Consider the following 23718-nt stretch of genomic DNA (forward strand, 5'->3'; position numbering starts at 1 on the left):
GCCGATTTGGCCCGGCTTTTGAAATGGCGACACCGAATTACACAATCTCCCGGGCCGTGGCCCGATGAGGGACCCGGCGAGCGGTGTCGTTCCTGCGCAGGCCTTTTTGCAGAAACATGCTGCGGCGCGGTACAATGGCGGGTGAAGCAGGCCAGACAGTCGCTGGCTGGCGCAGCAATGCGCTGGCGGGAGGAAGGTCCGGACTCCATAGAGCGGGGTGACGGTTAACGGCCGTCCGCTGAAAGCCGCAAGGTATAAGGCGAGGAATAGGGCCACAGAGACGAGCGTATTAAGTTACGGTGAAACGCGGTAACCTCCACCTGGTGCAATTTCAAATAGGCACGCGATGATGCTGCTCGCGGAGCGTGCGGGTAGAAAGCTTGAGCGCCCGAGTAATCTGGCGCCTAGAGGAATGACTGTCATAGCGCCGACCTGCAAGGGAAGGCGCCGTAACAAAATCCGGCCTACCGGCCTGCTTCACTTGAATTCCTGCTTCCTGGCTTGCCATGGAGTATCTCGCCCGCAGCGTTTTGCCAGCTGCGCGCCGCCCAAAAAAGCCCCCGCAATGGGGCTTTTTTTGTTTCTAAAAATATAGCAATCAAGATAAAGTTGTATATACAACTAAAGTGGACAATTGGTTAAAGTTTCTTGCTTCCAATTAATTGCTGCATTGCAAAAATAGTTTTCCCGCAGCAGGCCAGCCCCCGGAAAACAGGGCCGATGCGCGCCATGGGCGAATTTCTTTTGCTTTAAACCAAGTCTTTCGCTGGGACTGATTGCTGTTGTGCCTGGATGACGAAAGTATTGTCATGTGTCAACTAACTGTAAAAAATTCAATTTTCCGATTTCGTTTTTTTCGATGTTTACGGTAGGAAAACACATGTGTGCAGATGAGGTAGCACATTCACTATCTTTCATAAGTATCTAATTTATCGATATATTTTTATTTGAGACTCCTTCAACGATATGCGCTAAGTCCTTAATTTCATTAATAAAATTCCTGTTTTGCCAATCGGAAACCGCTTGACCACTATCTTTGCTTCCTCTAAAGTGGGCAACTGTGTGAAAAAGTGTGTTTTTGTGGGAAATTTTCCCTTTTCATCGTGATGCGCAAGCGTCGCAAGCCAAGCTCAAAAAAAGGTCTTCCGTGTTTCAAGGCGCGTCCGCAATCAATCTCGATGCCAAAGGCAGGATGTCTATCCCTGCCAAGCACCGTGACGCGCTGTCGATTCAATGCGAAGGCCGCTTGACCCTGACCAAACACCCCGATGGCTGCCTGCTGTTTTTCCCCCGTCCCGTGTGGGAAAGCCACCGCCAGCAAATCGCCGCCTGGCCCATGTCGGCGCGCGCCTGGCAGCGCATCTTCCTCGGCAACGCCGTCGACGTCGAGCTGGACTCGGCCGGCCGCGTGCTGATCTCGCCCGAATTGCGCAACGCCGTCGGACTGGCGCGCGAAGTCATGATGATCGGCATGGGCAGCCACTTTGAAATATGGGATGCCGCCAAGTTGGCCGACAAAGAACAGCAGGCGATCGATGCCGGCACCCCCGATGTACTTTCCAATTTTTTTTCTAAGGCTCCGTAATGACACAACTCACGGTGCCGGAATTTCAGCATCGCACGGTGCTGCTCGATGAAGCGGTCGATGCGCTCGACCTGTCGGGCGACCGCGCGCACGGCATTTACGTCGATGGCACGTTTGGCCGCGGCGGCCATAGCCGCTTGATCCTGTCGCGCCTGGCCGCTGACGCGCGCCTGATCGGCTTCGACAAGGATTTGCAGGCCATCGCCACGGCTGAACAGATCGGCGACCCTCGCTTTGACATCGTCCATGACAGCTTTGCCACCATGACGGCCAGCCTGGCCGAACGCGGCGTGCAGCAGGTGGACGGCATCCTGCTCGACCTGGGCATCTCGTCGCCGCAGGTCGACGACGCGGCGCGCGGTTTCAGCTTCCGCAACGACGGGCCGCTGGACATGCGCATGGATACTACGCGCGGCATCTCCGCGGCCGAATGGCTGGCGGTGGAAACCGAGCAGAATTTAGAGAAAGTGATACGCGATTATGGGAAGAACGGTTTGCTTTTCAGATTGCAAAGGCGATTGTTGCTGGCCGGGCAGTCCAGCCAATTTCAAGCACACGACAGCTTGCCGGCATCGTGGCAGGCGCCGTCAAGACCCGCGAGAAGGGTAAGGACCCCGCTACCCGCACCTTTCAGGCCATACGCATTTTCATTAACAAAGAGCTCGAGGATCTCGAGATCGGCTTGAACCAGGCATATGCCTGCCTGGCGCCCGGTGCGCGCATGGCGGTGATCAGTTTTCATTCGCTGGAAGACCGCATGGTCAAGCGCTTCTTCGCCTCGAAGGCGAACGTGGAGCAGCCGGATCGCCGCCTGCCGATCCGCGCGGTCGACTTGCCGCAGCCGGAAATGAAGCTGATTTCGAAGATGAAGCCGTCCGACGCCGAGATCGAGGGCAATCCCCGTTCGCGTTCGGCCGTGATGCGCGTGGCGCAGCGTTTGCCCATCCCAGTCAGTGGCGGCGCCCGATGACTGGCAAGCTGTGTGTCGTGCTGTCGGCCCTGCTGGTGTGCTGCGGCCTGTCGCTGGTGAACGCGCAGTACCAGTCGCGCCACCTGCTGATCGACCTGGAGCGCGCGCAAGCGCTGTCGCGCCAGCTCGACATCGACTGGGCGCAGCTGCAGCTGGACCAGTCCACCTTGGGCAAGCATGAACGCATCGAAGCGATTGCACGGCGCGACCTGAGCATGACGCCGCTGACGGCGGCGCGTACGCAATACCTGACGGAGGGCGAATAATGAAGTTGGGCGGTAACAGCAACGGCCGGGTGGCGGCATCGAAAGGCGTGCCATTCTCGAAGAATCCCGTACTGGCAGTGCGCCTGCCCGTCTGGCGTTCGCGCGTCGTGCTGTTCCTGCTGTTCTTCGCTTTCGCCGGCCTGGGCGCGCGCGCGCGCTGTGGCTGCAGGGCGTGTCGACGCAGTTCCTGCAAAAGCAGGGCAAGGCGCGCTACGAGCGTACGCTGGAACTGCCGGCCACGCGCGCGGCAGATCACCGACCGCAACGGCCAGGTGCTGGCGTCGTCCGTCCCCGTGAAAGCCATCTGGGCCATTCCCGACGACGTGCTGCAGGCGTCCCCTGAAAAAATCAATGCGCTGGCCGGCCTGCTGGAAATGAACGTCAACGAATTGCGCAAGAAGCTCGATTCGGACCGCAGCTTCGTTTACCTGAAACGCCAGGTCGAGATGGACGTGGCTGACAAGATTTCCAAGCTGGGCATCGACGGCATCGACGAGCGCAAGGAATACAAGCGCTTTTATCCGCAGGGCGAAGTGATGACCCACGTGGTGGGCTTTACCAACGTGGAAGACGTGGGCCAGGAAAGCATGGAACTGGCGCAGCAGAAAACCCTCGTCGGCACCACCGGCAGCCGCCGCGTGATCAAGGACCGCCTGGGCCACATCGTCGAAGACATCGGCTTCATCCACGAACCGCATGACGGCAAGGACCTGACCCTGTCCGTCGACAGCAAGATCCAGTACATCGTACATCGTCCTTCACGCAGCTGAAGGAAGCGGTGGAAAAATTCAATGCCAAGGCGGGCGGCGCCGTGGTGCTCGACGTGCACACGGGCGAAGTGCTGGCCCTGGCCAATTACCCGAGCTACGACCCGAACGACCGCCGCAAGCTCACGGGCCAGCAGCTGCGCAACCGCGTCATGACCGATACTTTTGAGCCTGGTTCGACCCTGAAGCCGATCACGGTGTCGCTGGCGCTCGACACGGGCCGGGTCAAGCCGACTACCCTGATCGACACGGGCCCGGGCCGCTACACCATCGCCGACCGCACGATCACCGACACCAAGCCGCACGGCGTGATCAATGTCTCCGAAATCATCGAGATGTCGTCGAACATCGGCACCTCGAAAATCGCGCTGGGCATGCCGTCGCAGGAAATGTGGGAAATGTTTACCAAGGTCGGCTTCGGCCAGCAGCCGAAATGGGGCTTCCCCGGCGCCGTGGCCGGCCGCGTGCGTCCGTATAAATCATGGCGTCCGGTGGAACAGGCGACCATGAGCTACGGTAACGGCATTTCCGTGTCGCTGATCCAGCTGGCGCGCTCTTATATGATGTTCGCGCGCGACGGCGACACGATTCCCCTGTCGTTCCAGAAGGTCAATGAACTGCCCGTGGGCCAGCAAGTGATCAAGCCGAAGACGGCCGCCGAAATGCGCGCCATGCTGGAACTGGTGGTCTCCGGCGCGCACGGCTCGGCCAAGCGCGCCCAGGTTGCCGGCTACCGCGTGGGCGGCAAGACCGGCACCGCCTATAAAGTTGAAAACGGCCGCTATGCGATGCCGCGCAAATACATCGGCTCTTTCGTGGGCATGGTACCGATGTCGGCGCCGCGCTTCATCATTGCCGTGATGATCGATGAACCGACCGGCCCCGCCCACTATGGCGGCCAGGTCGCCGCTCCCGCTTTCGCGGCGATTGCGACCAACGCGCTGCGCGCGATGAACGTACCGCCCGATTCCTCCGTTACCGAAATCGTGGTCCCGGCCAATGCCGGCCCGGAGGCCATGTGAAGTCACTCATGACCATACAAGACATCAGTTTGTGGATCAAAACGGCTGCCCCGTCGGGGCAGCTGACGTCCGATTCGCGCCGCGTGCAGCGCGGCGACGTATTTTTCGCCTACGCGGGCGCCACACATTTCATCGACGCCGCCATCGCGCAGGGCGCCGCCGCCATCGTGCATGACGCCGTGGAATCGAACGCCGCATGGACCGTGCCGCATCTGCTGGTCAGCGACCTGAAACGCCTGGCCGGCCCCGTGGCGCATGCTTTTTACGATATGCCCGACAGCGCCATGTTCAGCGCCGGCGTGACTGGCACGAATGGCAAGACCTCGTGCGCGCTCTGGCTGGCGCAAGCCCTGGCGCGCCTGGGCGAAACATCGTCCGTCATCGGGACCTTGGGCGTGGGCCTGTGCAAGCCGCGCGGCGCCGTCGAATTCGACGTCACCGGCTACACCACGCCCGACGCCGTGCTGCTGGCACGCAAACTGGCCGTCATGCGCGACGCTGGCGCCAAGGCCGTTGCCATCGAAGTGTCGTCGATCGGCCTGGACCAGGACCGCGCGTCTGGCATGCATTTCGATGTCGCCATGTTTACCAATCTGACACGCGACCACCTCGACTACCATGGCGACATGGTGGCCTACGAGGCGGCCAAAGTAAAACTGTTCGACTGGCCCGGCCTGAAAACGGCTGTCATCAACCTGGACGACCCCATGGGCCTGCGCCTGGCGGCGCACGTGGACGGCAAGCTGGCCGGCGCGTATCCCGTCATCGGCTATACCTTGCAGGATGCGGCGGCCTTGCCCGATCTGCCTGGCGTGCTGATGCTGCGCGCCAGCCAGTTCCGCAGCCGTAATGCCGGCACAGACTTCCACCTGGAGTGCGCGCTGGGCGTGGCGCTCGTCAAGACGCAGCTGGTGGGCCATTTCAATATCAGCAACGCGCTGGCCGTGCTGGGCGCCTTGCTGGCGCACGGCACGGCACCGGCCTGCGCGCCGCCATCGACGGCATTGAATCGCTGCAGCCGGCCCCGGGCCGCATGCAGCAGGTGGGTGGACAGGAAGCGCCGATGGTCGTCATCGATTACGCGCATACGCCGGACGCGCTGGAAAAAACCCTGGCCGCCTTGCGCCAGGTGGCGCAGGAGCGGGGCGGCCAGCTGTGGTGCGTGTTCGGCTGCGGCGGCGACCGCGATCCGGGCAAGCGTCCACAGATGGGCGCCATCGCGCAGCTGGCCGATCACGTGCTGGTCACCAGCGACAATCCGCGCAGCGAAGACCCGCATACCATCATCGCGCAGATCGTCGCAGGCATGCGTGCCGACGGCCCGCAGCCGCAAGCCATTGAAGACCGCGCCGCCGCCATCCTGTCGGCCATCAAGCACGCGGCCAAGCCGGACGTGATCCTGTTGGCGGGCAAGGGCCATGAGCCGTACCAGGAAATCAAGGGCAAGAAGCTGCCGTTCTCCGACGCCGACCATGCGCAGCTGGCCCTGTCCGCGCGCCTGACCATGATGAGGACGAACTGATGCGCGGCACCCTGACAGAACTGATGCCGTCGCTGCAAGGGGCGCAGCTTACGGGCGACGCCGTTTTTGACGGCGTTTCCACCGACAGCCGCAGCGCTCAGGCCGGTTCGCTGTTCGTCGCCCTGCGCGGCGAGAGTTTCGACGCCCACGATTTTCTTGAACAAGTGGCCGCCAGCGGCGTCGCCGCCGTGGTGGTCGAGCGCCTGCCCGCAGGCTGGGACAGCGGCAAGGTAGCGGCCATCGTGGTGCCCGATACCCTGGCCGCGCTGGGCCGCATCGCCAACCACTGGCGCGGCCGTTTCAATGTGCCCGTTATCGGCGTCACCGGCAGCAACGGCAAGACCACCGTCAAGGAAATGATTTCATCGATCCTGGCGGCGGCCTTTGGCGAAGAAGCGCGTCTGGCCACGCGCGGCAACCTGAATAATGAAATCGGCGTGCCATTGACCCTGTTCCGCCTGAGTGGGCAGCACAAGGCGGCCGTCATCGAGATGGGCATGAACCATCCGGGCGAAATCGCGCGTCTGGCCGCGATTGCCGCGCCGACCCTGGCGATGGTCAACAACGCGCAGCGCGAGCACCAGGAATTCATGCATACGGTCGAAGCGGTGGCGCGCGAAAACGGCGCCGCGCTGGCGGCCCTGGGCGATGACGGCGTGGCTGTCTTCCCGCAGGGCGACGAATTCACGCCCTTGTGGCGCGAGCTGGCCGGCGCGCGTGCCGTCATCACCTTCGGCCTGTCGAAGGACGCCGACGTGAGCTGCACGCACCGCGCGGCCGAGGATTTTGGCAGCGACTTGTTCGTCAGCGTGCGCGCGCAGGATGGCAGCTTGCGCCAGTTTTTCGTCGGCCTGCAGGCGGCGGGCGACCACAATGTGCGCAATGCGCTGGCCGCGGTGGCATGCGCCGTCGGCGCCGGCATCGCCATCGAACATATCAAGCAGGGCCTGGAGGCGTTCGCGCCCGTGAATGGCCGCTTGCAGAAAAAACGTGCCGCCAACGGCGCCACCATCATCGACGACACGTATAACGCCAATCCGGATTCGGCGCGCGCGGCCATCGACGTGCTGGCGCAGGCAGCAAAACCGCGCATCCTGGTGCTGGGCGAGATGGGCGAAGTCGGCACGCAGGGGCAGCAGTTCCACGAAGAGATCGGCGCCTACGCCGCCGCCAAAGGCATCGAATACGTGCTGGCGACGGGCGGCCTGGCGCGCCATCTGGTGAATCCGGCGCAGGCTGCCGCAAGCCAGGAATCAGGCACGGTCGTGGAGTATTTCGAACAGTTCGACGGCTTGCTGGCGGCGCTCGATGCGCGTCTGTCCGGCCGTTCGGATGCAACAGTATTAATCAAGGGCTCCCGCTTCATGAAGATGGAACGGGCCGTGCAGCATTTGATTGGTTCAAACAACAAAAACAAGGAAGCTCACTAATCATGCTGCTCTGGCTCGCTCATTATTTCCAGGACGACATTGGCCCATTGCGGGTCTTTAACTTCATCACTTTCCGCGCCGTCTTCGCCACCCTGACGGCGATTTTGATCGGCCTGTGCGCCGGCCCCGCCGTGATCCGCATGCTCACGCGCATGAAGGTCGGCCAGGCCGTGCGCACGGACGGCCCGCAAACGCATCTGAAAAAGCACGGCACGCCCACCATGGGCGGTGTGCTGATCCTCATTGCCATCGGCATTTCCACCTTGCTGTGGGCCGACCTGTCGAACCGCTTCATTTGGCCCGTGCTGATCGTCACCCTGGGCTTTGGTGCCGTCGGCTGGGCCGACGACTACCGCAAGGTGGTGCACCAGGATCCGGAGGGCATGCGCTCGCGCGAAAAATACTTCTGGCAGTCGCTGATCGGCATCGTCGCCGCGTTCTACCTGGCGTTTTCCGTCTCCGTCTCGGAACCGGACGCGGGCCACGTGTGGAACCTGATCTACGCCTGGGTGCAGCCGGCTTCGCCATGGACCTGCCGCCGAAGGCCGACCTGATCGTCCCGTTCTTCAAGACCATCAGCTATCCGCTGGGCGTGTGGGGCTTCATCGCGCTGACCTATTGCGTCATCGTCGGCACCAGCAACGCCGTCAACTTCACGGACGGTCTCGATGGCCTGGCCATCATGCCTACCGTGATGGTGGGCACGGCCCTGGGTCTGTTCGCCTATCTGACGGGTAACGCCACGTATGCGCGCTACCTGTTCATCCCGCACATTCCGGGCGCCGGCGAACTGGTGATCTTCTGCGGCGCGCTGGCCGGTTCCGGCCTGGCCTTCCTCTGGTATAACACCCACCCCGCCAAAGTGTTCATGGGCGACGTGGGCGCGCTGGCGCTGGGCGGCGCACTGGGCACCATCGCCGTCATCGTGCGCCAGGAAATCGTCCTGTTCATCATGGGCGGCATCTTCGTCGTCGAAACGCTGTCCGTGATCATCCAGGTCGTCTGGTTCAAGTACACCAAGAAGCGCTATGGCGCGGGCCGCCGCGTCTTCCTGATGGCGCCGTTGCACCACCATTTTGAACAAAAAGGCTGGAAGGAGACGCAGGTGGTCGTGCGTTTCTGGATCATCACCATGATGCTGGTGCTGCTCGGCCTGACCACTTTGAAGCTGCGCTGATGATGTACCAAGATAAAACCGCACTGGTACTGGGCCTCGGCGAATCGGGCCTGGCCATGGCCCTGTGGCTGGCCCGCAGCGGTGCGCTAGTCCGCGTGGCCGACACGCGCGAGGCGCCCGAGCGCCTGGCCGCGCTGCAGGCCGCCGTGCCGCAGGCGCAGTTCATCGCCGGCGCCTTCACGGCCGAACTGCTCGATGGCGTCGATTTCGTCGCCGTCAGCCCTGGCCTGGCGCCGGGCCGCGAACTGGCTGGAATCGCCCCGGCGGCGCAGGAAAAGAACATCCCCGTGTGGGGCGAGATCGAACTGTTCGCGCAGGCGCTGGCGGCGCTCAAGGCGGAACGCGGCTATGCGCCGAAAGTCATCGCCATCACGGGCACCAACGGCAAGACGACGGTCACCAGCCTGGTGGGCCTGTTGTGCGAACGCGCGGGCCTGGCCACGCGCGTGGCCGGCAATATCAGCCCGGCCGCACTGGACGTGCTGCGCGAGGTGCTCGATGCCGAGCCCGCGCCGCAGCCGGTGGAGGCGGACGCTGAAGCGGTGGAACCCGTCGCCAGTACCTTGCCGCAGGCATGGATACTCGAGTTGTCCAGCTTCCAGCTGCACACGACGTTCAGCCTGCAGGCCGATGCGGCCACGGTTCTGAATCTGTCGCAGGATCACCTGGACTGGCATGGCGACATGGCGGCCTACGCTGCCGACAAGGCGCGCATCTTCGGCGACCAGACCGTGCGCATCCTGAACCGCGACGATGCGGCTGTCATGCACATGGCCGATCCGCTGGCCGAGACGATTACCTTCGGCACGGGCGAGCCGGCGGACGTCGACAGCTTTGGCCTGGTCAATGAACGGGGCATCTTCTGGCTGGCGCAAGCCGTGCCCAGCGAAGAAGTGATCGAGAAAAAGCGCAGGAAGAACGATCCGGCGCCGGAACCGGTGCCGACGATGGCGAAGAAACTGATGCCGACCGACGCGCTGAAAATCCGCGGCCAGCACAACGCCTCGAATGCGCTGGCGGCGCTGGCCCTGTGCCGCGCCATCGGCCTGCCATTCGCGCCGCTGCTGCACGGTTTGCGCGAATATCAGGGCGAGCCGCACCGCGTGGAGCTGATCACGGCAGTCAATGAAGTCGAATACTACGACGACAGCAAGGGCACGAACGTGGGCGCGACGGTGGCGGCCCTGTTCGGCCTGGGCAAGGCGTTTGGCGGCGCGGAACAGCGGTTGGTGCTGATCGCCGGCGGCGACGGCAAGGGGCAGGATTTCTCGCCGCTGGCCGAACCCGTGTCGCGCTATGTGCGCGCCGTGGTGCTGATCGGCCGCGATGCGCCTGCGCTGCGCGCGGCCCTCGAGCCGGCCGGCGTGGACATCGTCGATTGCAGCACCTTGCCGGAAGCCGTCAAGCGCGCCAGCAGTCTGGCGCTGGCCGGCGATGCCGTGCTGCTGTCGCCCGCGTGCGCGAGCCTGGACATGTTCAAGAACTATGCGCACCGCGCGCAGGTGTTTGTCGACGCCGTGCGCGACATCGCCCTGGAAAACGGACAGGATATCTGATGGCCTTCCAACTGCCCTTCAGCTTTGGTTCCGGCTCGGCTGCCAAGCCGCTGGATGGCCGCGCGCGGCAGTCGAAGATGATGGACTATGACAAGCCGCTGGTGTGGGTTGTCCTGCTGCTCATGTTGCTGGGCATGGTGATGGTGTATTCGGCGTCGATCTCGCTGTCGGATGCGCGCAAGTTCGCCGCTTATACGAACAATTATTTCGTCGTGCGCCAGGCGCTGTTCATCGGCGTGTCGGTGATCGCCGGCGCGCTGGTGTTCCGCATCCCCGTCGCCACTTGGCAAAAGATGGCGCCGTGGCTGTTCATCGGCACCCTGGTGCTGCTGGTGATGGTACTGATACCGGGTCTGGGCGTGTCCGTCAACGGCGGCCGTCGCTGGCTGAACCTGCCGGGCCTGCGGCCGCAGCCGTCCGAACTGATGAAGGTGGTGATGGTGCTGTACGCGGCCGACTACACGGTGCGCAAGCAGGAATACATGCACAAGCTGACCAAGGGCTTCATGCCGATGGCGCTGGCCGTCAGTTTCGTCGGCCTGCTGCTGCTGATGGAACCCGACCTGGGCGCCTTCGGCGTGATCGTCTGCATCGCCATGGGCATCCTGTTTTTGGGCGGCGTCAACGCCATCTGGTTCGGCGGTATCGGCGCCATGCTGACGGCGATCTTCGTCACCATCATCGCCTTGTCGAAATTCCGCCGCGAGCGGTTTTTTGCGTATCTCGATCCATGGCAGGAAGACAATGCGCTCAACAAGGCGTATCAGCTGACGCACTCGCTGATCGCTTTCGGGCGCGGCGAACTGTTTGGCGTGGGCCTGGGCGGCAGCGTGGAAAAACTGCATTACCTGCCCGAAGCGCATACGGACTTTTTGCTGGCTGTGATCGGCGAGGAACTGGGCCTGGTGGGCGTGCTGGTCGTGATCGGCATGTTTTACTGGATTATCAAGCGGGCCTTCGACATCGGCCGCCAGGCGATCGCCATCGACCAGACCTTTGCCGGCCTGACGGCGAAGGGCATCGCCATCTGGATCGGCGTGCAGACCTTCATCAACATGGGCGTGAACCTGGGCCTGCTGCCGACCAAGGGCCTGACCTTGCCCTTGATGAGTTATGGCGGCACGGGCGTACTGATTAACTGTATCGGCCTGGCGATTTTGCTGCGCATCGATTACGAAAACCGGATCCTGATGCGCGGAGGCCGGCTATGAACAACGTGACGAACTTGAAAACGACGAAAAGACTGATGATCATGGCGGCCGGTACCGGCGGCCATATTTTCCCGCCTGGCGATTGCGCAGACGATGCGCGCGCGCGGCTGGGAGGTGAGCTGGCTGGGCACGACGCATGGCATGGAGCAGGAACTGGTGCCGAAAAGCGGCATTCCCATGGACGCCATCGCGTTCTCCGGCATGCGCGGCAAGGGCCTGGCGCACACCATCCAGGGCGGCTTCAAGATGCTGGCCAGCTTCATTGCCATCCGCCGTTTCATCGCCAGCCGCAAGCCGGACGTGGTGATGGGCATGGGCGGCTACGTCACCGTGCCGGGCGGTCTGATGGCGCGCCTGAAGGGCGTGCCGCTGGTGCTGGTCAATGCCGACGCGGCGCTGCTGTTGTCGAACAAGACCCTGGTGCCGCTGGCGCAGCAAGTGTGTTTCGGCTTTCCCGCCGATTTCGGCAGCGCCGCCGGCAAGGCCGTCGTCACGGGCAATCCCGTGCGTGCTGAGATCCTCGCCATGGCGCCGCCAGCGCCGCGTTTCGCGGGCCGCAGCGGACCGCTGCGCATCCTGGTGGTGGGCGGCAGCCTGGGCGCGAAAGCGCTGAACGATAATTTGCCGGCGGCGCTGGCGCTGATGCCGCCGGGCGAACGCCCGCTGGTGACGCACCAGTCGGGCAAGAAGAATATCGACGCCCTGCATGCCGCGTATGCGCAGGCGGGCGTGCAAGCCAATGTGGTCGACTTCATCGACGACATGGCCCGGGCGTATACGGAAGCCGACCTGGTGATTTGCCGCGCGGGCGCGATCACCCTTTCGGAATTGACGGCGGCCGGCGTGGCCAGCGTGCTGGTGCCGCTGGTGGCGTCGACCACCAGCCACCAGCGCGACAACGCGCAATGGATGGCGAAGCAAGGCGCGGCGATTCATCTGCCGCAGACGGAAATGAGTGCGGTGTCGCTGAGTACTCTGCTGGCGTCCTTGACGCGCGATACTTGCCAGCAGATGGCGCAGGCGGCACTGGCAGCAGGCAAGCGCGACGCCAATGAGGCGATCGCACACGTATTGGAAAAATTGGCATGAGGTTAGCTCTGTGAAGCATAAAGTAAACAATATCCACTTTGTCGGCATTGGCGGCAGCGGCATGAGCGGCATCGCCGAAGTGCTGGTCAACCTTGGCTACAAGGTGTCGGGCTCCGACCTGGGCAGCAATGCGGCGACGCAGCGCCTGGCGAGCCTGGGCGCGACCGTCATGCTCGGCCACGCGGCCGAGAACATCGGCGACGCCGATGCGGTAGTGACGTCGGGCGCCGTCCCGCAAGACAATCCGGAAGTGGCGGCAGCGCGCGCGCGCAAGATTCCGCTGGTGCCGCGCGCCGTGATGCTGGGCGAGTTGATGCGCCTGAAGCGCGGCATCGCCATCGCCGGCACGCACGGCAAAACCACCACCACCAGCCTGGTCGCTTCCGTGCTGGCGCAGGGCGGTCTCGACCCGACTTTCGTCATCGGCGGCCGCCTGACCAGCGCCGGCGCGAACGCCAAGCTGGGCTCGGGCGACTACCTGGTGGCTGAAGCCGATGAATCGGACGCCTCGTTCCTGAACCTCACGCCGATGATCGAAGTGATCACGAATATCGACGCCGATCACATGGATACCTACGAGCACGATTTCGAAAAGCTCAAGCAGGCTTTCGTGCAGTTCACGCACCGCTTGCCGTTCTATGGCCGCGCCATGCTGTGCATCGACGATCCGCACGTGCGCGCCATCATCCCGTCCGTCACCAAGCCCGTCACCACTTACGGTTTCGCGGAAGACGCGCAAGTGCGCGCCATCAACGCGCGCGCCGTGGGCCTGGAAATGCATTTCACCGTGCTGCAGGAAGGTTATCCTGACCTCGACGTGGTGCTGAACCAGCCCGGCATGCACAACGTGCAGAATGCCTGCTCGGCGATCGCCATCGCGCGCGAAATCGGCATCGCCGACAGCGCCACGCAGCAGGGCCTGGCCGAGTTTTCCGGCGTGGGCCGCCGCTTCACGCGCTATGGCGACGTGGCGCTGCCGAACGGCGGCAGCTTCGCGCTGGTCGACGATTTCGGCCACCATCCGGTGGAAACGGAAGTCACTCTGGCCGCCGCGCGCGCCGCCTATCCGGGCCGCCGCCTGGTGCTGGCGTTCCAGCCGCACCGCTACAGCCGCACGCGCGACCTGTTCGAGGATTTCGTCAAGGTATTGGGTGCGCCCGACGTCTTGCTCTTGTCCGAAGTGTATGCGGCGGGCGAGGCGCCTATCGTCGCCGCCGACGGCCGCGCACTGGCGCATGCGCTGCGCGCGCGCGGCAAGATCGAACCGATTTTCGTCGAGTCCATGACGGACATGGCCGACACCATCATGAGCGTGGCGCGCGACGGCGACGTCGTGCTGACCATGGGAGCCGGCTCCATCAGCGGCATCCCGAATCAACTGACAACGTATCAATCCAACACTGTAAAGGCCTGATGTGAACCAAGCTTCAGCTATCGACGTAAAACAATTGGGCAAGGTCGGCGTCCTGTTCGGCGGCCGTTCGGCCGAGCGCGAAGTGTCGCTGATGTCCGGCGCGGGCGTGCTGGCCGCTTTGAAAAGCCATGGCGTGGATGCGCATGGCTTCGACACGGGCGAACGCAGCCTGGCCGAACTGGCCGCTGAGAAGTTTGACCGCGTCTTCATCGCGCTGCACGGCCGCTTCGGCGAAGACGGCAGCCTGCAGGGCGCGCTGGAACAGCTGGGCATCCCGTACACGGGCAGCGGCGTGATGGCCTGTTCGGTGGGCATGGACAAGGTTTACACCAAGATGATCTGGTTGATGCACGAGCTGCCGACGCCGAAGTACGCGGTGCTGGACGACAGCTCCGACCTGGCTAAGGTCGCCGCGGAATTGGGCTTGCCGCTGATCGTCAAGCCGCCGCATGAAGGCTCGAGCATCGGCATCACGACGGTCAACGAAGCGTCCGCCTTCCAGGCCGCCTATGACATCGCCGCCGGCCTCGATGATTCGGTGCTGGCCGAGGAATTCATCAAGGGCCGCGAGTTCACCGTGGCGATCCTGGGCAAGGGCGCCATGGCGCGCGCGTTGCCGCCGATCGAAATCGTCGCGCCGCAAGGCAATTACGATTACCAGAACAAGTATTTTACCGACGACACGCAGTATTTCTGCCCGCCGCAGCTGGACCCGGCCATCATCGCAGAGATGGAACGCATCGCCCTGGCGGCGTACCGCGCCCTCGGCTGCGAAGGCTGGGGACGGGTCGATGTGCTGATGCGCGCGGCCGACAGCAAGCTGTTTTTGCTGGAGGTGAATACCTCGCCCGGCATGACGGGGCACTCGCTCGTGCCGATGGCGGCGCGCGCGGAAGGCACCAGCTATGAAGACCTGTGCCTGGAAATCGTCTCCGGCGCAAGCCTGAAAATGCACAAGGGACAGCGCTGATATGTGGCATGACGCTAAAAGCCTCAATACGACTGCCAACGGCCTGCTGGCCGCGGTTCTGGTCGTGTGCGTGGCCGCCGGCGTCTGGTGGGTGTCGCAGCGTCCCATGTTCGACCTGCGCACGATCAAGGTGGAAAGCGCGGACGACAAGGGCCTGCGCCACGTGAATTACCTGACCCTGCGCAGCGGCACACTGGGCCGCATCAAGGGCAATTTTTTCACGACCAACTTGGAAAGCGTGCGTGGCGTGTTCGAATCGGTGCCCTGGGTACGCCGCGCCAGCGTGCGGCGCGAGTGGCCGAACCAGTTGATCGTGGCGCTGGAAGAACACGAAGCGCTGGGCACCTGGGGCGAGGATGGACGCCTGCTGTCGGTCAAGGGCGACGTGTTTACGGCCAATGTGGCCGAGGCCGAGGATGACCATGAACTACCCGCGTTTTCGGGACCGGATGGCAGCGAAAAGGAAGTGCTGGCCACCTACGTGCAGCTGGCAAAGTGGTTTGCGCCGCTGAAGATGGTGCCGGAAACCCTGTCGCTGTCGAGCCGCTATGCGTGGACGGTGAAACTGGATAACGGCATGAGCGTGGCGCTGGGACGCGAGCAGAATCATACGACCCTGAAGGCGCGGGTGGACCGGCTGGTGGGCATCTACCCGCAACTGGCGAGCCGGCTGGAGAATATCGACACGATCGATATGCGCTACCAGAATGGCCTGGCGCTCAGTTCCGCCGGCCTGGTGATACCGGCCGAAGGCAAGGATGGCAAGCCGGTGATGAAGAAGAAAAACAGTAGTCCGATTAAAAAACCGACTTAACCCAATAATCTTAATTTATAGCCCATACAGTAGGCGACAGAAATGACAAAAGACGCGAAAAACCTGATCGTCGGCCTCGACATCGGCACCTCGAAAGTGGTGGCGGTGGTAGCCGAAGTGATGTCCGACGGGCGCCACGAAGTGATCGGGCTGGGCCAGCACGAATCGAAGGGCCTGAAAAAAGGCGTGGTGGTCAATATCGAGGCCACGGTGGAGTCCATCCAGCGGGCGCTTGAAGAGGCCGAGCTGATGGCCGACTGCAAGATCCGCAATGTCTATGCGGGCATTGCGGGCAGCAGCCATATCCGCAGCTTCAATTCCAGCGGCATGGTGGCCATCAAGGACAAGGAAGTGACGGCGACCGACGTGGCGCGCGTCATCGAGACGGCAAAAGCGGTTAACATTCCGACCGATCAGCAATTGCTGCATACGGTGCCGCAAGAGTTCATCGTCGACAGCCAGGAAGATGTGCGCGAGCCTATCGGCATGAGCGGCATCCGCTTGGAGGTAAAGGTGCACATCGTCACCGGCGCCGTGTCGGCGGTGCAGAATATCGTCAAGTGCGTGCGCCGCTGCGGCCTGGAAGTGTCGGACCTGATCCTGCAGCCGATGGCGTCCGCCGATGCGGTGCTCACGCCGGACGAGAAGGAACTGGGCGTGGTGCTGATCGACATCGGCGGCGGCACGACCGATGTGGCGGTATTTTCCGATGGCGCGATCCGCCATACGGCCGTTATTCCCATCGCCGGCGACCAGATCACCAACGACATCGCCATGGCCTTGCGTACCCCGACCGCGGAAGCGGAAGAAATCAAGATCCGCTATGGCGTGGCCAAGCAGGTCCTGGCCGATCCCGGCGAATCGCTGGAAGTGCCTGGCCTGGGCGACCGCGGCCCGCGCAACCTGTCGCGCCAGGCGCTGGCGGCAGTGATCGAACCGCGCGTCGAGGAGCTGTTCGCGATGGTGCACCAGGTGGTGCGCGAATCCGGCTATGAAGGCGTGCTGTCGTCGGGCATCGTGCTCACGGGCGGCACCTCCATCATGCCCGGCATGGTGGAAATGGCGGAAGACATCTTCCTGAAACCGGCGCGTCTGGGCACGCCCGAGTATCGGGGCCAGCTGGCCGACGTGGTGCGCAGTCCGCGCTATGCCACGGTATTGGGCCTGCTGCTGGAAGCGAAGAAGCAATACCTGCGCGGCCACATCGTGACGCGTCAGGACGGTTCGGTGAAGGCGGTCTGGCAGCGCATGAAGGAATGGTTTTTGGGGAATTTTTAAGGGCGTGCTTCAGGCCCGGCAGGTCAGGTTTTTTGGCAGCATCGCAGGTACACACACATAACTTTATTTTATATTTAACCGCAGTTTTCAATCTCCAGTTCTCCTACCAATATGAGGCCTGGCGCTTGGAAACCGCATCTGATAGGAGCACATCATGGAGTTCGATATGGTCGATAACACAGCTTTAGGTACCGTCATCAAGGTCGTCGGCGTCGGCGGTGCGGGTGGCAATGCAGTCCAACACATGATCAACAAAGGCATGTCGGGTGTGGAGTTCATTGCCGCCAACACCGACGCACAGGCCCTGTCGACATCGAAGGCCCATAACATCATCCAGATCGGCGATACCGGTCTGGGTGCCGGCATGAAGCCTGCCGTCGGCCGCCAGCTGGCCGAAGAATCGCGCGCTCGCATCGCCGATTCGCTGCGCGGCGCGCACATGGTCTTCATCGCTGCCGGTATGGGCGGCGGCACGGGCACGGGCGCCGCTCCTATCGTGGCCGAAGTGGCCAAGGAACTGGGCGCGCTGACGGTGGCCGTGGTATCGAAACCGTTCTCGTACGAAGGCCAGAAGTGCATGGACATCGCCGACGAAGGTCTGGAGCAGCTGTCCCTGCACGTCGATTCGCTGATCATCATCCTCAACGAGAAGCTGGAAGAGATCTATGAAGACGAAAGCATGCTGGAATGGATGCAGCACGCCGATGATGTGCTCAACAACGCGGTGGCCGGCATCGCCGAGATCATCAACGTGCCTGGCCATATCAACGTCGACTTCAACGACGTGAAAACCATCATGGGCGAGCAGGGCAAGGCCATGATGGGCACAGCGACCGCTTCCGGCGTCGACCGCGCGCGCATCGCCGCCGAACAGGCTGTCGCTTCGCCGCTGCTGGACGGTATTGATCTCTCTGGCGCGCGCGGCGTGCTGGTCAACGTCACGGCCAGCCGTGGCTTGAAGGGTAAGGAGATCAAGGAAGTCATGGCTGCCGTGCGCGCGTTTGCCGCGCCGGACGCGTCGATCGCGCAAGGTATCGCCTACGACGACGCCATGGGCGATGACATCCGCGTCACCGTGGTGGCCACAGGCCTGGGCCGCGCGAAGAAAAACATCCAGCTGGTACCGCAGCAAGTGCTGCGCACCGGCACCCACAACAGCCCGCTGACCCCGTCGGCTGCCATGGGCGGCGCGCAAGCGGCGGCGACGACGGTCGGCGTGGCTACGCCGGCAGCCGGTTTCGACGGCATGAAGGCACCAGCCGTATGGCGCCGCGAATCGGCTTCCGAGCAAGTGCGCGCGATGGAAAAGAATGGCATGGAAACGTATGACATTCCAGCGTTCCTGCGCAAGCAAGCAGATTAAGGTGATCTGATGTCAGTAGCGATGACGGCGGCCTGAGGGCCGCCGTTTTTTTTTTTGCCGTTTTTTGACTTTTGCCTTTGCCTTTCCAGCCGTTTTCTGCACAAATACGGCAAGTCAGGCATACTATCGCGCAGTGTCGGCATCATGCCGGCAGCATCCTCAACCGACAGTACACAAGGAGTCAACATGACCATCAAGATCGGCGACACCCTGCCAGAAGGCACCCTGGCCGAATTCATCGAAAGCGAAACCGAAGGTTGCGCACTGGGCCCGAACACGTTCAACGTGCAAGACCTGGTCAAGGGCAAGAAGATCGCCATTTTCGGCCTGCCAGGCGCGTATACCCCGACCTGCTCCGCACAGCATGTGCCGGGCTACGTCCAGCACGCTGCCGACCTGAAAGCCAAAGGCGTCGATGAAATCTGGTGCATCTCCGTCAACGACGCGTTCGTGATGGGCGCCTGGGGCCGCGACCAGAAAGCCACCGGCATCGTACGCATGATGGCTGACGGCAATGCCGCCTACAGCAAGGCCCTGGGCCTGGACGCCGATTTCTCCAAGTTCGGCATGGGCACGCGCTCGCAGCGCTACTCAATGCTGGTCGACAATGGCGTCGTGACGCAATTGAACATCGAGCAGGGCGGCGGCAATTTGAAGTGTCGAATGCGGAAACTTTGCTGGGCCAGCTGGCTTAAGCTATGTGGGGTCAGGCCCGACGGGTCTGACCCCATCAAAAAAACGGCGCCATCGGCGCCGTTTTTACGTTTACTGTACCGATGGCTTGGTCGCCTCGAACATGGCCGCATCGATGCTGAACGAATAGTCGTCCTGCAGCGCGAAGTAGCGGCGCGCTTCCTCGGGCGCGCCATCGAACAGGTTGCGGATGGCCGCCACTCTTTCGTGCGGCGTGCGCATGCGCGCCACCCACTCGTCGAACTGCATCGTCAGCTTCCACACGCTGCGCAAGCTGTGCGTAAAGCCCGCGTTGTCGAACTTGGCACCCCATTCGCAGGTACGGTAGTCGCGCACGTGAGATGCGTCGCGCAGCATTTCCACCGCCTGCAAGGTGCTGTCGTACAGGGCCGTTTTCGGCGCGACGATATCGACCACTAATAACGTGCCGTTCGGGCGCAGCACGCGCCAGGCTTCGCCAGGGCAGCGGCCACGTCGTTCCAGTGGTGCGCGGAAAAGCGCGTGACGACCATGTTGAAGCTGGCGTCGGCAAACGGCAGGCGCGCCACGTCGCCCTGTTGCGTGCGGATATTGTGCAAGCCGCGCTGCACCCTGGCGCAGTCGACGACGTCGAGCATGGGCTGCGCCAGGTCGTAGGCGACGACCGATTGCGCCACAGGAGCGACGGCGAAGCTGGCGTGGCCGGCGCCGCAGCCCAGGTCCAGTACCACCGGCTTGCCGTGGCGGCGCGCGCATTCCTGCATCAGCACCAGATCGGCCCCTTGCGCGTGCACCGCGCTGCTCAGGTAGGCATTCGCCGTCTTGCCAAACTGTTCGGTAACGACATCGTGCTGCTGCATGGTTTTCTCCTGTTGATGGGTGAGTTCCTGCAGAATAAGGATAAAATTATCCTGTAACAAGACCATAACTTATACTGGTATATCTACTACCATGCAGGCATCTCATGTCGAATAAGCTCGCTGAATTCATCCGCGCGCGGCGCGAAGCCGTTACCCCCGCCATGGCTGGCTTGCCCGGTGGCGGACGCCGGCGCACGCCGGGTTTGCGGCGCGAGGAACTGGCGCAGCTGTGCGATGTCAGTCCCACGTGGCTGACGTGGCTGGAGCAGGGGCGGCCCGTGTCGGCGTCGGCCAAGATGCTGGCGCGGCTGGCGCAGGTGCTGCAACTGAGCACGGCCGAGCGGGCCTATCTGTTCGAGGTGGCCGACAAGCATGACCCCAGCCATGGCACAGGCGAGGGTGGCGGGCCTGCCAGCGCCGAGCTGGCCGCCATCGTCGCCGCCATCGACGCGCCCGCATACATCCTCGACCGCGAATGGAACGCCGTGGCGTGGAATGGTGCCGCGTCCAGCTTGTTCATGGGCTGGCTGCATGCCGGGCAGGCCGCGCCGAACCAGCTGCGCTTCATGTTCCTGGAACCTGGCGCGCGCGAGCTGATCGTCGGCTGGCCCCGAGCGGGCACAGCGATTGGTGGCGGAGTTTCGTGCCGATATCGGTCGCCAGGCGGACCAGGCGCCGCTGGCCGGCCTGATCGCGGAGCTGGCCGACGCCAGCCCTGAATTTCGCCGGTGGTGGGGGGCGCAGCAGGTGCAGGGCCGCGATGGGGGCTTGCGCCGCTTCCAGCATGCGCAGCAGGGCGCGCTCGGCTTCAACCAGGTCACCCTGCACCTGGCGCGCCAGCATGAGCTGAAGCTGGTGATGCTGTTGCCTGTGTCATAAGGAAAAACAGCTGCGCTTGCTATAATCGGGCGGACAGCATGGCCCTGCCTTTCCAGACCGTGCTGTCCTGGCTCCGGCCGTCGCCATGATGACGGTCCCGTTTTTTCGCCAGGAGTCTGTCCTGTTACCCCGCAATCCCAACCTGCGCAGCATCTATGTGATGCTGGTCGCCGTCGCCATGTTTTCCCTGATGGACACGGCCATGAAGCTGTTGTCTGCCCATTATCCGCCCATGCAGGTGACGGCCTTGCGCGCCCTGTCGTCGTTGCCGCTCGTCTGCCTGTACCTGCTGTACCGCGGCGCGTTTAACAATGTGATGAAGGTGCGCTGGCCGCTGCATTTGCTGCGCGGCGCGCTGGGTGTGCTGATGATTACCCTGTTCGCCTACGGCTTGAAGCGCATGTCGCTGGCCGAGACGTATGCGCTGTTCTTCGTTGCCCCCCTGATCATCACGGTCCTGTCTGTTTTTATCCTGAAGGAAAAAGTTGACTTTGCGCGCTGGTGCGCCATCGCCGTGGGCCTGCTGGGCGTGCTGGTGGCGCTGCGTCCCGACGGATCGGGCTTCTTTTCGCTGGCTGGCCTGGCCGTGCTCGGTTCGGCCGCCTGTTACGCCATTTCCGCCGTCACGGGGCGCATCCTGAGTCGCACGGATGCCAGCGAAAGCATGGTCTTCTGGCTGATGGTGATGATGGCCGGCGGCGGCGTGGCCCTGTCGGCGCATGAATGGGTGGGCATCCGCCACGAAGACTGGTGGCTGCTGGCGGGCTTGTCGCTGAGCGGCTTCCTGGGCCAGCTGGCCATTACCGAGGCGTTTCGTCATGGCAAGGCGTCCAGCGTGGCGCCGTTCGAGTACTCGGCCCTGGCCTGGGGCATGGCCCTGGACTGGGTGCTGTGGCGCGCCTTGCCCGACGAATACACCCTGATCGGCGCGGCCATCATCATCGGCAGCGGCATTTACCTGGTGCGGCGCGAAGCCGTGCATGCGGAAAGCGAGCATCCATGATGGCGCGGTGTGGTTTTTCTGACGCGCAGACTGCCGCGTCACAACGAAAATCCGGCAACTGGATATAATCGACAGATGTTAAAACAACGCACTATCAAACAACAGGTCCGCACCATCGGTGTCGGTTTGCATTCTGGCACCAAGGTGGAGCTGATTCTGCGTCCTGCCGCGATCGACACGGGTATCGTGTTTCGCCGCATTGACCTCGATCCCATCGTGGAGTTTCCCGCCAGCGCCATGGCCGTGGGCGATACGCGCATGGCTTCCGTGCTGATCAAGGATGGCGCCAGGGTATCGACCGTGGAACATCTGATGTCGGCCGCGGCCGGCTTGGGTGTTGATAATATGTATATCGACGTGAATGCGGAAGAAATTCCCATCATGGACGGTTCCGCCTCGTCCTTCGTCTACCTGCTGCAGCAAGCCGGCGTGGAAGAGCAGGAAGCGCCGAAGAAATTCATCAAGGTCATCAAGCCGGTGGAAGTGCGTCACGGCAAGGGCGACGCGGAGAAATGGGCGAGATTGTCGCCATACGACGGTTTCAAGCTCGATTTCTTCATCGAATTCAATCACCCGGCCGTCGATGGCACGATGCAGCGCGCTTCCGTCGATTTCGGCGACGTGTCATACGTGCACGACGTGGCGCGCGCGCGCACCTTCGGTTTCATGCAGGACGTGGAAAGCTTGCGCGGCATGGGCCTGGCGCGTGGCGGTTCGCTGGAAAACGCCATCGTCTGGGACGAATACCGCATCCTGAATGCCGATGGCTTGCGCTACGAGGACGAGTTCGTGCGCCACAAGATCCTCGACGCCATCGGCGACCTGTACCTGGTGGGCCATCCCTTGCTGGCCTACTACACGGCGCATAAATCGGGCCACGCACTGAACAACCAGCTGCTGCTGGCGCTGCTGGAGCAGCCGGAAGCGTATGAAATCGTCTCGTTCGCCACGAACGAGGCGGCGCCGCAGTCGTATTTACGGCAAATGGAGCGCGAGTGGTCGCTTACCTGAGGGACGCCTCATTAAACCTACTGCGCGTGCCGATTTCCGGCCTGCGATGCTCACCGTACCTTCGTACGGTTGCGCTTCTTGACCAGAACTAGGCCCGCTCGCTACGGTTTTCTGAGGTGTCAAGACGCCGCATGGTGTTCTTAGTCTTTTGGTTCGCGGTGGTGGCGCACCATGTTGCGCAGCGCCGCGATCAATTGCTCGTTCTGCTTCGATGGCGGCAGGGCCGTGCTCAGTTCTTCCAGGGCCGACATGGCCTTTTCCGGCAAGACCAGCGCCCGCGTATGCACGATGGGCGCGATGCTCTTGATGACTTGCACTTTCAGCTTGATGCCTGAAATTTGCCAGCCCTTTCTTTCCAGTTCCCCTTGCAGTTTCGGCAATTGCTGCTTGAGCTTGGCCGCCAGTGCCGCGTTCGGCGTGGCCAGCACCAGTTGGCCGCCCTCGAATTGCAGGATGTCGCAATGCTCGAACATCGCCGGCAAGGCCTTGGCGCAATCTTTTTGCAGGGCGGCCAGGCGCGTGACGGTGGGCATCAGGGAAGCCATCGTGGCGTTGCCGCGCAGAAAATCGGTTGCGCCCGTCGCGGCCGGGCCGGAACGGGCGAAGCCGTAGCCGCGGCGCGGTGCCGGAGAATAAGTGGGAGTTCGCATGGCCGAAACATAGCACACTCGCCCGCGCATGACGAGTGCGGCGGCGGGTGCGGTGCAGGCGGGCGGGCCGCATTGCTTTACAGTATGGGAAATGTCCGCAATTTCTGCCATTTGTTTGTCATTAAGCTATTGTTATATGGTGCATTACCCCAACCTTGGCGGGAACGCATGATAAAATCATCGTCTTTTGCCATAGTCGAACTCCGTGC

At 62.7% G+C, this 23718-nt stretch carries 13 protein-coding genes, 1 other RNA gene and 8 pseudogenes; 20 read left to right on the plus strand and 2 right to left on the minus strand.

Annotated elements, in window-relative coordinates; genetic code table 11:
- The first annotated feature begins 143 nt into the window (after positions 1 to 143).
- The 17 genes and pseudogenes from rnpB (at position 144) to ACQVLG_RS12560 (ending at position 19129) form a co-directional block, all read left to right on the plus strand.
- An RNA gene (gene rnpB / locus ACQVLG_RS12480) (RNase P RNA component class A) lies at positions 144 to 483 on the plus strand.
- Between the two features lie 664 nt (positions 484 to 1147).
- Positions 1148 to 1585: a division/cell wall cluster transcriptional repressor MraZ gene (gene mraZ / locus ACQVLG_RS12485; RefSeq protein ID WP_474294822.1), complete on the plus strand. Its 438-nt coding sequence runs from the start codon at positions 1148 to 1150 to the stop codon at positions 1583 to 1585.
- Positions 1585 to 2555, plus strand: a pseudogene (gene rsmH / locus ACQVLG_RS12490) (16S rRNA (cytosine(1402)-N(4))-methyltransferase RsmH). The gene mraZ and the pseudogene rsmH overlap by 1 nt, the downstream one beginning before the upstream one ends.
- Entirely contained in the window at positions 2552 to 2821 is a 270-nt protein-coding gene (gene ftsL / locus ACQVLG_RS12495; RefSeq protein WP_010394930.1) for a cell division protein FtsL, read from the plus strand. Before rsmH ends, ftsL begins: the two are co-directional and overlap by 4 nt.
- Positions 2821 to 4610, plus strand: a pseudogene (locus tag ACQVLG_RS12500) (peptidoglycan D,D-transpeptidase FtsI family protein). The gene ftsL and the pseudogene ACQVLG_RS12500 overlap by 1 nt, the downstream one beginning before the upstream one ends.
- An 8-nt stretch (positions 4611 to 4618) precedes the next feature.
- A pseudogene (locus ACQVLG_RS12505) lies at positions 4619 to 6132 on the plus strand (UDP-N-acetylmuramoyl-L-alanyl-D-glutamate--2,6-diaminopimelate ligase).
- Positions 6132 to 7562, plus strand: a complete 1431-nt coding sequence (locus ACQVLG_RS12510; protein ID WP_474294825.1) for a UDP-N-acetylmuramoyl-tripeptide--D-alanyl-D-alanine ligase — start codon at positions 6132 to 6134, stop codon at positions 7560 to 7562. Before ACQVLG_RS12505 ends, ACQVLG_RS12510 begins: the two are co-directional and overlap by 1 nt.
- 2 nt (positions 7563 to 7564) lie before the next feature.
- A pseudogene (mraY, locus tag ACQVLG_RS12515) lies at positions 7565 to 8739 on the plus strand (phospho-N-acetylmuramoyl-pentapeptide-transferase).
- Positions 8739 to 10295, plus strand: a complete 1557-nt coding sequence (gene murD, locus ACQVLG_RS12520; RefSeq protein WP_474294827.1) for a UDP-N-acetylmuramoyl-L-alanine--D-glutamate ligase — start codon at positions 8739 to 8741, stop codon at positions 10293 to 10295. Before mraY ends, murD begins: the two are co-directional and overlap by 1 nt.
- Positions 10295 to 11506 (plus strand): putative lipid II flippase FtsW, encoded by a 1212-nt coding sequence (gene ftsW, locus ACQVLG_RS12525; RefSeq protein WP_230541480.1) that lies wholly within the window; start codon positions 10295 to 10297, stop codon positions 11504 to 11506. Before murD ends, ftsW begins: the two co-directional genes overlap by 1 nt.
- A 35-nt stretch (positions 11507 to 11541) precedes the next feature.
- Positions 11542 to 12595, plus strand: a pseudogene (murG, locus tag ACQVLG_RS12530) (undecaprenyldiphospho-muramoylpentapeptide beta-N-acetylglucosaminyltransferase).
- Between the two features lie 10 nt (positions 12596 to 12605).
- The gene (gene murC, locus ACQVLG_RS12535; RefSeq protein ID WP_474294829.1) at positions 12606 to 14009 is read left to right on the plus strand and encodes a UDP-N-acetylmuramate--L-alanine ligase; all 1404 of its coding nucleotides are present in this window, start codon (positions 12606 to 12608) and stop codon (positions 14007 to 14009) included.
- 1 nt (position 14010) lies between these two features.
- On the plus strand, positions 14011 to 14979 hold the full coding sequence (locus ACQVLG_RS12540; protein ID WP_474294831.1) for a D-alanine--D-alanine ligase: 969 nt from the start codon (positions 14011 to 14013) through the stop codon (positions 14977 to 14979).
- 1 nt (position 14980) lies between these two features.
- On the plus strand, positions 14981 to 15793 hold the full coding sequence (locus ACQVLG_RS12545; RefSeq protein WP_230541476.1) for a cell division protein FtsQ/DivIB: 813 nt from the start codon (positions 14981 to 14983) through the stop codon (positions 15791 to 15793).
- A 42-nt stretch (positions 15794 to 15835) separates the two neighbouring features.
- On the plus strand, positions 15836 to 17071 hold the full coding sequence (ftsA, locus tag ACQVLG_RS12550) for a cell division protein FtsA (protein WP_474294833.1): 1236 nt from the start codon (positions 15836 to 15838) through the stop codon (positions 17069 to 17071).
- A 154-nt stretch (positions 17072 to 17225) separates the two neighbouring features.
- Positions 17226 to 18434 (plus strand): cell division protein FtsZ, encoded by a 1209-nt coding sequence (gene ftsZ, locus ACQVLG_RS12555; protein WP_474294835.1) that lies wholly within the window; start codon positions 17226 to 17228, stop codon positions 18432 to 18434.
- A 186-nt stretch (positions 18435 to 18620) separates the two neighbouring features.
- Positions 18621 to 19129 (plus strand): annotated as a pseudogene (locus ACQVLG_RS12560) (redoxin family protein).
- A gap of 70 nt (positions 19130 to 19199) precedes the next feature.
- On the opposite strand, the pseudogene ACQVLG_RS12565 reads toward ACQVLG_RS12560, so the two are convergent.
- Positions 19200 to 19966: pseudogene (locus ACQVLG_RS12565) on the minus strand (class I SAM-dependent methyltransferase).
- A 104-nt stretch (positions 19967 to 20070) separates the two neighbouring features.
- On the opposite strand from ACQVLG_RS12565, the pseudogene ACQVLG_RS12570 reads away from it, so the two are divergent.
- The 3 genes and pseudogenes from ACQVLG_RS12570 (at position 20071) to lpxC (ending at position 22859) form a co-directional block, all read left to right on the plus strand.
- Positions 20071 to 20845, plus strand: a pseudogene (locus tag ACQVLG_RS12570) (helix-turn-helix transcriptional regulator).
- Between the two features lie 160 nt (positions 20846 to 21005).
- Positions 21006 to 21848, plus strand: coding sequence for a DMT family transporter (locus ACQVLG_RS12575; RefSeq protein ID WP_474295637.1), 843 nt, complete (start codon positions 21006 to 21008; stop codon positions 21846 to 21848).
- A 75-nt stretch (positions 21849 to 21923) separates the two neighbouring features.
- The gene (gene lpxC, locus ACQVLG_RS12580; RefSeq protein ID WP_474294837.1) at positions 21924 to 22859 is read left to right on the plus strand and encodes a UDP-3-O-acyl-N-acetylglucosamine deacetylase; all 936 of its coding nucleotides are present in this window, start codon (positions 21924 to 21926) and stop codon (positions 22857 to 22859) included.
- A 140-nt stretch (positions 22860 to 22999) separates the two neighbouring features.
- On the opposite strand, the gene ACQVLG_RS12585 is transcribed toward lpxC, so the two are convergent.
- Positions 23000 to 23509: a DciA family protein gene (locus ACQVLG_RS12585; RefSeq protein WP_070222473.1), complete on the minus strand. Its 510-nt coding sequence runs from the start codon at positions 23507 to 23509 to the stop codon at positions 23000 to 23002.
- Positions 23510 to 23718 lie beyond the last annotated feature (209 nt).

The sequence above is a fragment of the Janthinobacterium sp. TPC_1 genome, assembly GCF_056037845.1.